We start from the raw sequence: 7246 nt of genomic DNA on the forward strand, positions 1-7246 counted from the left end.
TCTCACTCGGCCGGCAGGAACAACTCCGGCTCACCGGCCAAAATCGTCGCCTTGGCCTCCTCGGGATCAGGGGTGCCCGAATTGATCGCAATGAACAGGATAATGATGCTGAACACGATCAGCAGCAGCGAATCGGTCACCTGATCCAGCGCGCCGGTGCCGCTGGTCAGGGCTTTCGGCCCCAGATACGTCAGCAGCCACAGGCCAAAGAAATACGGTGCCAGCCACCACGCGCCGCGCCAGTGCAGATTGGCGATGCCAACCCCCGCAACCGCCTCATAAGCCACATAGAGCACGGTGAAGCCCAGGATCAGCTCGAACAGGAAATTATCGGTCGGCGCGCCGCTCCAGAAGATGATGAAATTCGAAATGATGAACGCAACCGACCCGATCAGATTGCCCCCCGCCAACAGATACGGGCGTTTATACTGGCTCGGCGGCATGGTCTTGCGCAACGTCATCAGCACCACCGGCCCGGTTCCGTACGAGAGCACCGTCGCCGACGAAATAAACGTCACAATCCCCTGCCATGACGGAAACGGCACCAGGAACAGCAGCCCGACCAGGAAGGTGAACAGCACGCCCACCAGCGGCACCCCCGCCACCGAGAGCTTGGCAAAGAAATTGCCCCCGATCAGCCCTTCCTTGCCCGTCGCATACAAAACCCGCGAGGTCGTCGTGAAATAAATGATCCCCGTGCCGGTCGGCGAGATGAACGCATCGATATAGAGCAGCACCGCCAGCCACCCCATCCCGATCAGCGACGCCAGCCCGGCAAACGGCCCGAACGCGCCCTTGAAATTCACATTGGCCCAGCCCTTCGCAATGTCGGACGGATTCAACGCGCCAATGAACGAGATCTGCAACCCGACATACACGATCAACCCGATCGAGACCGAGCCAATAATCGCGATCGGCAGGTTGCGCTTCGGATTACTCGACTCACCGGCCAGTTCCACCGCCTGGCGGAACCCGAGGTAGGAGAACACGATGCCCGAGGTCGCCACCGCCGAAAACACGCCCGACGCCCCGCCCGGCGCAAAGCCCTGCGCGCTGAAATTGCTCGAATGAAACCCAAACAGCAGGAAAATAATGATGGTCAGCACCGGAATCGCAACCTTCCACCACGTCAGCGTCGAGTTGATCGCCAGCACCATCTTGATCGCCAGCAAATTGACCACCGCGAACACCGCCAGCAGCGCCGCCGACACAATGAACCCCAACGTCGTCAGAACGCCGGATTTATCGACCAGACCCTGCACATAATTGCTCGCATACGTGATCACCGCCGAAGCCTCCGCCGGCGCCACCGAGGCATAGCCCAGGAACACCACGAAGCTCAGCACCGTCGCCATCAGATTGCCATGCGAAAGTTTTGGAAACGCAATCACCGCCCCCGCGCGCGGAAACGCCGTCGCCAGCTCCGCATACACAAACGACAGCAGCAGCACCGCAACACCGCCGATCAACCACGCGATGATCGCCGAAGGCCCGGCAATCTTCGCCGCCGTCAGCGGTCCGAGCAGCCACCCCGACCCGATGATCCCGCCGAGACTCGCAAACAGCAGCCCGATGATCCCCGCATCCCGCTTGAGTTTGATTCCAGTACCTTCAGCCATCAATCAGTCCCCTGTGTTTATTTATGGGCGGACGTTAACGCGTTTTTAATCAGGATGGAAAGACTTTAAATGACAGGCATGTGGCAAACACCCTTTACAAATGCGTTCATACCTCAGGAACACTGACCCGTCGTCACGGCTTGTTTCTCGCAACCGCACACGCCATCTCCCCACCAGCCGCTTCCGGCCCCGCAGTTCGAGGACACTCCCGATGGATGAAGACGAAATCAAAGGCGCCGCCAAAGACCTCGGCGGCAAAATCAAGGATGGCATCGGCGGCATCACCGGCGATGACTCGCTCCAGGCCGAAGGCAAGGCCGACCAGTTCGCCGGCAAGGCGCAAAAACTCTACGGCGCCGCCAAGGACACGGTGAACAACGCCGCTGACGCCGCCAGCGAGGCATTCAACGCCGCCACCTCACCCCACCAACCCACCGGCAATGCCTATGTCGATGACAGTTTTCTGACCCGCGCCACCACCCTGATCAAGGAACAGCCGATACTCGCCCTGCTCGGCACCGCCGCCACCGGCTACGCGCTCGCACTCCTGCTCCACGGCCGGTCCCGCCGGCGCTGAGGCAGAACGATCAACCCGATCGAGCCCAGCAGCGCGACCAACCCGACCATATCCCCCATCGTCACCCGCTCGCCCAGCACAACCACCCCCGCCACGGCAGCGGTCGCCGGCAGCAGCGCGGTGAAGGCCCCGGCAATCCCCGCCTTCACCCGCTTCATGCCATGATACCACAGCAACAGCGCGAACAGGCTCGCGGTCAGGCTGTGCACCACCAGCAACCCACCGATTTCAACCGTGAAATGCGCCGCCGGCCACTGCCCGACCGCCAGCGGCACGCAAAAGACCGCGCTCGCCGCCTGCATCCAGAAACTCGCCTGTAAAACCGGCAGCGCCCCCGCCGCCCGCCGCGCCAGCAACGCATACACCGCCTCGCCGCACACCGCGCCGAACACCAGCCCATCGCCCGCCAGGCTGAACCCGCCGCCGCCCCGCGCCAGCGCCGCAACCCCCAACCCCGCCAGCAAGACCGCCCCCCATTGCACCCGGGTCAGCCGCTCCCCCAACCCGATCGCCGCCCCCAGCGCAATCACCGCCGGCAAACTCGCCAGCACCAGCCCCGCCTGCACCGCCCCGGTATGGCGCAACCCCGCCAGCAGCAACACATTATACGCCAGCGTGCCGAACCCCGCCTGCAACACCAAATTCCCCAGCACCCGCCGCGCCGGCCAGCGCCCCACCCTCGCGAACGGCGCCAGCAGCGCCGCCGCCAGCACCGACCGCAACGCCAGAATCACGAAAATCGGCAAATGCCCCGCCAGAATCTTCAAAATAACGACATTCGCCCCCACCATCATCATCGACAGGGCAAGCGACGCATAAGCCCCGATCACGCCCCGGCGTCAGTCCGATAGGGCGATTGCTCGCCAAGCATCGCCATCTCATCGGCAATCGCCGGCCGCTCGTCGGCCAGAAACGCCCCAACCGCCGCCCGCAACCCGTCATGCGCGATAAAATGCGCCGAATAGGTCAGGCTCGGCAGATACCCGCGCTGGATCTTGTGCTGCCCCTGCGCCCCCGCCTCAACCCGCCGCAACCCCAACCCGATCGCGAATTCGATCGCCTGATAATAGCACAGCTCGAAATGCAGGAACGGCACATCCTCGCTCGCCCCCCAGTTCCGCCCATACAGCGCGTCATCCCCCAGCAAATTAAGCGCCCCCGCAATCGGCATCCCCGCCCGGAACGCCATCACCACCACCACCCGCTCCGCCAGCCGCTGCCCCAGCAACGCAAAAAAACTCTCGCTCAGATACGCCCCGCCCCATTTGCGATCGACCGTCGATAAATAAAACCGATGAAACGCCGCCCACTCCCGCCGCCCCATCTCCGCCCCGCGCAGCACCCTGATCTCAAGCCCCGCCTGCGCCTCCCGCCGCTCGCGCCGGATCGCCTTGCGCTTGCGCGACGCCAACGCCGCCAGAAACCCCTCGAAATCCGCATACCCAAGGTTATGCCAATGATACTGAACGCCCACCCGCTGCAACCACCCCGCCTGTCCCAGCGCCGCCCACTCCGCCTCGGTGCAGAACGTCGCATGCACCGATGAACAGTTGAGCTGCCGCGCCGCCCGCTGCAACGCCGCCGCCACCGTCGCCGCCGCAACCCCCGGCGCCATCAGCAAACGCGGCCCCGGCACCGGGCTGAACGGCACCGCCACCTGCAATTTCGGATAATACCGCCCGCCCGCCCGCTCCAACGCCTGCGCCCAGCCATGGTCGAACACATACTCGCCATAGGAATGCGCCTTGGCATAGGCCGGCGCCGCCGCAACCAGCGCCCCCGCCGCATCGCGCATCGCCACATGATGCGGATACCACCCGCTCCGCCCACCCACCGACCCGCTGTCCTCCAGCGCCGCCAGAAACGCGTGGCTGACAAACGGATTGCCCCCGCCCGCCAACCGGTCCCACGCCGCCGCATCAAAATCGTGAATGCTCTGATGCAGCCCCACCGTCAGGTCACCACCACTACCGTCCATCCCCCCAATATGCCGCCCCCACACCGCCTGCATAGCACCCCAGATGAAAATATCCGGGGTTGCGCGGTGAACAAGCAAGGCCAAGGGGCTTTGCCCCCTGGACCCCCACTAAGGGCGCGGCCCTTAGAACCCTCTCGTTTTAGGCAAGGGGAGGACCTCAGCCCTCCCCTTGCCTAAAACCAGTGGATTTTAAAGGCTCCGCCTTTAACGGGGTCCAGGGGCAGCGCCCCTGGCCTTACTGCCTCACAACGCCCCCGTCCGGGCGTTGCGCCATCAGGCCGCACAAGGCAAACTCACCCCAACTCCGGAGAGCACCATGGCCGACCATCCCACCCCAATCGCCGCAACCGCCCAAACCGCGGCGCCGCATCGCCTGGCCGATTACCAGCCCCCGGCGTTTCTGATCGACACGCTCGATCTGATCTTCGATCTCGACCCGCTCGCCACCAGGGTGCGCGCCACGCTCTCGGTCCGCCGCAACCCAGCCCACGCCAACCCCGCCGCCCCGCTGGTGCTCGACGGCGAAGACCTCGCCCTCACCGCCCTCGCGATCGATGGCGATGATCTCCCGCCGGACGCCTATCACCTCACCCCGCACCACCTCACCATCCCCGACGTGCCCGACGAATTCACCCTCGACACCGATGTCACCATCGCCCCCGCGCAAAACACCGAACTGTCCGGCCTCTACGTCTCGGGCGGCGATCTCTTCACCCAATGCGAGGCCGAAGGCTTCCGCCGCATCACCTTCTTTCCCGACCGGCCCGACGTCATGGCCCGCTACACCGCAACCCTGATCGCGGATGCCAGCCGCTTCCCCGTGCTCCTCTCGAACGGCGACGACATCGATCGCGGCACCCTGCCCGACCATCGCCACTGGGCAAAATTCGCCGATCCGCACCCCAAACCCGCCTATCTGTTCGCCCTGGTCGCCGGCGATCTGATCGCCACGCGCGACCATTTCACCACCGCCTCCGGCCGCGACATCGCTCTCGCCATCTACGTCCGCCAGGGCGATCAGGACAAAACCGCCCACGCCATGGCCAGCCTGAAACGCGCCATGCGCTGGGATGAAACCGCCTTCGGCCTCGAATACGACCTCAACAGCTTCGCCATCGCCGCGGTGTCCGATTTCAACATGGGCGCCATGGAAAACAAAGGCCTCAACATCTTCAACACCAGCCTCGTCCTCGCCCGCCCCGACACCGCGACCGATCACGATTACCAGCGCATCGATCGCGTCATCGCCCATGAATATTTCCACAACTGGACCGGTGATCGCATCACCTGCCGCGACTGGTTCCAGCTCTCACTCAAGGAAGGCCTCACCGTCTTCCGCGATCAACAATACGGCGCCGATACCACCGAGCCCGCCCTCTCGCGCATCGACGACGTCAAACTCCTCCGCCTGCGCCAGTTCCGCGAAGACGCCAGCCCCCTCGCCCATCCGGTCCGCCCGCCGGAATACCGCAAGATCGACAATTTCTACACCGCCACCGTCTATGAAAAAGGCGCGGAAATCGTGCGCATGATCCGCACCATCATCGGCGCCGACGTCTTCCGCCGCGGCTTTGACCGCTACATCGCCGACAACGACAATTCCGCCGCCACCATCGAGGATTTCATCGCCGCGATGCATCAGGAATCCGGCTTCGATTTCACCCGCTTCATGCGCTGGTACGACCAGGCCGGCACCCCGACCCTCAGCTTCGAGGGACACTACCACCCCGAAACGCGCCGCTACCACCTCACCCTGCGCCAAACCACCGCGCCCACACAAGGCCAACCCGACAAATCCCCCCTCGTCATCCCGGTCGCCCTCGGCCTGATCAGCCCGGACGGTGACGACCTGCCCACCACCCTCGCCGGCGAAACCCACGCCACACCCGGCACCCGCCGCCTCCTGCTCGAGACCGCCGAAACCACCTTCACCTTCGAAAACGTCGCCGCCCCGCCCACCCCCTCGCTGCTGCGCGGCTTCTCCGCCCCGGTCCGCCTGTCCGGCCACGATCGCTCCCAGCTCGCCCACCTCGCCGCCCATGACAGCGACGCCTTCAACCGCTGGGACGCCGGCCAAAGCTACGCAACCGAAATCCTGCTCGACGCCATCACCACCCCCCAACCCGGCACCGGCTTCACCCTCGATCGCGGCCTGCTCGACATCATGACCGCCGCACTCGACCACGCCGAAACCAGCCCCGCCCTCGCCGCCCGCCTGCTCACCCTGCCCGACGCCGCCGACCTGGCCGACCGCATGACAATAATCGACCCCGATGCGATCCACGCCATCCGCGAAGCCGCACATCACGCCATCGGCCAGGCCCTGCACGCAAGCCTCCACGCCATCTACCAACGCACCTCGACCCCCACCCCGTTCGATGCCACCCCGCCAAGCGTCGGCCGCCGCGCCCTGCGCAACATCGCCCTCACCTACCTGGTCGCCGCCGACCCCGCGACCGGCCTGCCCCTCGCCCAGGCCCAAATCGCCACCAGCACCACAATGACCGAAACCCTCGCCGCCCTCGCCCTGCTCGCCAATACCGCCACCCCAGCCCGCGACACCGCCCTCGCCGCCTTCCACCACCGCTGGCACGCCGACCCGCTGGTCATCGACAAATGGTTCCGCATCCAGGCAATCTCCACCGCGCCCGACACACTCACCCGCATCGAAACCCTCAGCCACCATCCGGATTTCGACCCGCACAACCCCAACCGCTGCCGCGCCCTCATCGCCACCTTCGGCACCGCCAACCCGCTCCACTTCCACAACATCACCGGCGCCGGCTACGATTTCATGGCCCGCATGATCCTCACCATCGACCCCATCAACCGCCAGATCGCCGCCCGCATGGTCGAATCCCTCGCCGCCTGGAAACGCTACAACCCCACCCGCCAAACCCTCATGCACACCGCACTCAAATCCATCCTGGCCTCACCCACCCTGTCAGAAAACACCTGCGAAATGGCCGAACGCGCATTGGAAGGATAAGCAAGCCGTTCTTTTTTGAAAAAAAGAACCAAAAAACTTTTGTTCCTCTGGTCTCTACCGTTGAAACCACCTTTGACCAGAAA

5 protein-coding genes are annotated in these 7246 nt (G+C 64.7%); 2 read left to right on the forward strand and 3 right to left on the reverse strand.

Features of this window, described 5'->3' with window-relative positions; genetic code table 11:
• Window positions 1-2 precede the first annotated feature (2 nt).
• Entirely contained in the window at window positions 3-1619 is a 1617-nt protein-coding gene (locus ACP5E6_RS14885) for an APC family permease (protein ID WP_427955244.1), read from the reverse strand.
• A gap of 211 nt (window positions 1620-1830) precedes the next feature.
• Here ACP5E6_RS14885 and ACP5E6_RS14890 point away from each other — a divergent pair, with 211 nt between their 5' ends.
• Window positions 1831-2196, forward strand: coding sequence for a CsbD family protein (locus ACP5E6_RS14890; RefSeq protein ID WP_427955246.1), 366 nt, complete (start codon window positions 1831-1833; stop codon window positions 2194-2196).
• On the opposite strand, the gene ACP5E6_RS14895 is transcribed toward ACP5E6_RS14890, so the two are convergent.
• Complete coding sequence (locus ACP5E6_RS14895) at window positions 2151-3026, reverse strand: DMT family transporter (RefSeq protein ID WP_427955248.1); 876 nt, start codon at window positions 3024-3026, stop codon at window positions 2151-2153. The two genes, ACP5E6_RS14890 and ACP5E6_RS14895, sit on opposite strands and share 46 nt — an antisense overlap.
• On the reverse strand, window positions 3023-4174 hold the full coding sequence (locus tag ACP5E6_RS14900) for a GNAT family N-acetyltransferase (RefSeq protein ID WP_427955253.1): 1152 nt from the start codon (window positions 4172-4174) through the stop codon (window positions 3023-3025). Before ACP5E6_RS14900 ends, ACP5E6_RS14895 begins: the two co-directional genes overlap by 4 nt.
• A gap of 316 nt (window positions 4175-4490) precedes the next feature.
• Between ACP5E6_RS14900 and pepN the strand changes: the two genes are divergently transcribed.
• Window positions 4491-7163 carry an aminopeptidase N gene (gene pepN, locus ACP5E6_RS14905; RefSeq protein ID WP_427955250.1) on the forward strand — a complete coding sequence of 891 codons (2673 nt, stop codon included), beginning with the start codon at window positions 4491-4493 and terminating at the stop codon, window positions 7161-7163.
• The last annotated feature ends 83 nt before the right edge of the window (window positions 7164-7246 follow it).

Source organism: Acidiphilium sp., from assembly GCF_049977125.1.
Classification (GTDB): Bacteria; Pseudomonadota; Alphaproteobacteria; order Acetobacterales; family Acetobacteraceae; genus Acidiphilium.